Source organism: Streptococcus sp. (assembly GCF_019414905.1).
Taxonomy (GTDB): Bacteria; Bacillota; Bacilli; order Lactobacillales; family Streptococcaceae; genus Streptococcus.
This window is the reverse complement of sequence record NZ_DXLC01000242.1, coordinates 1-2,485: the sequence shown is the minus strand read 5'-3', so window position 1 is coordinate 2,485 and position 2,485 is coordinate 1. Positions and strand designations below refer to the sequence as shown.

Genomic DNA, 2,485 nt, shown 5'->3' with positions numbered 1-2,485 from the left:
TCCTTATGGAGTACTAATAATTTATCCTGAAGAGTATTCCAAATATAAAGTTGTTCTTTTCTCAGTTTCTTATTTGAAAAAATTTCCTGAAGAATAATTTTCATCAAAGCGCGATTCGTTTTGAGATAGGCCATACGATTTTGGACCAGATAATGCACCTTTTCTTCAGTCGTTTCTAAGGCTAAAAGTTCTTCAAAAAAACGACCGAAAAGTCCTGGAACAACAGGGTGCAAAATAGCCGTTAATAAATCTTCTTTGGTCTTGAAATACTTGAAGAGCGTTGCTTGGCTAAGTCCCGCATGTTTGGCAATTTGTAAGGTGGAGGTCCCATTGTAACTCTTAGTAGAAATCAAATCGACCGCCGCCTGCATGATTTTTTTCTTTCCCTTGGGATAGTCTGCCCCCTTTAGATAAGCTTCAAACGACTCAAAAACACTCTCACTCATTTTCATCCTCGCATATTTACATTTTATACTTTACGGTAACGACGCAGACCGACAATATTGAGAACTGTCAAAGCGACAAGGAAGACTAGTAGAACTCCAATATTTGGTAAAATATCTCCAAGTCCACGTCCGTAAAGAATAATCTGACTCATCGCATCACCTGAGTAGGTCAAAGGCAAGAATTTTCCTAGCGTTTTTGCCCAGTCTCCCATTGAATCAAGTGGAATGATTCCTGAGAAAAAGAGTTGCGGCATAATCACAAGAGGAATAAATTGCATCATCTGGAATTCTGATTTTGCCAAGGTAGACAAGAGAATTCCGAAGGCTAGTGCCACCAGAGCCAGTACCACATTAACTATTATAACATTTAACAGACTTCCGACAACTTCAATTTTCAACAACCAGATGGCTGCTAGAACGACTACTCCTGTCTGCAGTATGGCAATAAAGCCGTAAGACAACATATAGCCGTAAACAATTTCCGAACGTTTAACTGGGGTTGCCAACAAACGATCTAGGGTTCCGCTAGTACGTTCTTTCAAGAGTGCCATTCCTGAAATCAAAAAGACAAAGAAGAAAACGACGAACCCAAGCAAAATAGGAATCATTTTAGCAAAGAAGCCGGTGTCCTCGTTACCATATTCATAAGATTCCTTAATTTCAGGAGATTTTACCTTTAGTTGTAATTGTGGAAGGGATTGCTTCACACGGGCTAATAATTGATTGGTGTCTTCACTGGCAATACTGGTGCGCAATACTTGTCGGGTCACCGAAGTTTTAGAGGCATCTGTATTAGCATAGGCTACATGATATTCCCCATCCTTATAAGAGATAACTGCATCTACTTTTTCATCGTTTAAAGCCTCTTTAGCTTGGTCCAAGTCTTTGTAGGTTTTGACACTGACATGTTCTAAGTCATCCATCCTACTTACCAAACTACTTGGCACATCTTGTATCGCTAGCTTAACAGTCACCGTTGTACTAGCCGAAAACATGAGGTTCATCAGCCACATAATAAAGACTGGTGCCACAAACATTAGGGCCAGTGTCCGTTTGTCACGTAGCAATTCTTTGATGACTTTTTTTGCAATGGCAATTGTTCTCATTTCATTCTCCTTCTGCTTTCAAAAAGACTTCTTCAATACTTGAAACACCATAAGATTCTTTTAGCTTGGATGGTGTATCAAAGGCTATGATTTTTCCACCTAATAGTAGACCGACCTTATCTGTCAGCTCTGCCTCATCCATGACGTGAGTTGTGACCAAAATCCCTACGCCCTTGTCTCTATGCGCCATCAACTCTCGCCAGATTTTCTTTCGAAGAGAAGGGTCGATTCCAACCGTCGGTTCGTCCAAAATCAAGAGTTGAGGGTTTCCTAAAAGCGCAATAGCCAGCGACAAGCGTCGTTTCATCCCTCCGGAATAACCAGACACGGCCTTATTTAAATGATCTGTCAAGTCTACCACTTGAGCCACATGGGTAATTTCAGCTGTCAAATCTTTTTTAGGAATCCCTTTTAGCTGGCCGAAAAATTCCAAGTTTTCTTGTCCTGACAAAGCCTCATAAAGAGCATCTGACTGGGCCATATAGCCAATATCTCCCAGAATATGACGATTGGGCATGGTCTGGTCTAAGACTAAAGCGATACCGCTATCTGCCTTTTCCATCCCTAACATGGTTTTAATCATGGTTGATTTACCAGCACCAGAAGGACCGATTAGACCAATGATTTCCCCAGACTGTAATTCAAAACCAACGTGGTTTAACACAAGTTGTTGACCAAAAGATTTTTGTAAATCTTGTAAATGTAGCAATGTTTTCATTTACTTCCTCCCAGGTGAGCGAGCACTCACTTTTTTAAAGATAAATCTATTATAGTGAGTGAATACTCACTTGTCAAGTGATGATTTGAATTTTTTTAAAACAAAAAAATCTCCCCGTAGGGAGAAGATCTGGTTTATTTTACCTTACAGTGCTAGGAACCGTAACCGAAGATTATACTTGAGCATACCAAAGTAAGGTGACAAAAGTAAAAAAG

The 2,485-nt window shown here is 40.0% G+C and carries 3 protein-coding genes; all 3 read right to left on the bottom strand.

All coding sequences use genetic code 11. From position 1 onward, the window contains the following. Window positions 1-446 (bottom strand): TetR/AcrR family transcriptional regulator (locus QZ359_RS07385; RefSeq protein WP_293965079.1); only part of this gene is annotated, 446 nt, incomplete at its 3' end. Between the two features lie 23 nt (window positions 447-469). Continuing rightward, on the bottom strand, window positions 470-1,552 hold the full coding sequence (locus QZ359_RS07380; RefSeq protein WP_261124604.1) for an ABC transporter permease: 1,083 nt from the start codon (window positions 1,550-1,552) through the stop codon (window positions 470-472). Window position 1,553: 1 nt separating this feature from the next. Then, complete coding sequence (locus QZ359_RS07375) at window positions 1,554-2,270, bottom strand: ABC transporter ATP-binding protein (protein WP_000854373.1); 717 nt, start codon at window positions 2,268-2,270, stop codon at window positions 1,554-1,556. Between the last annotated feature and the right edge of the window lie 215 nt (window positions 2,271-2,485).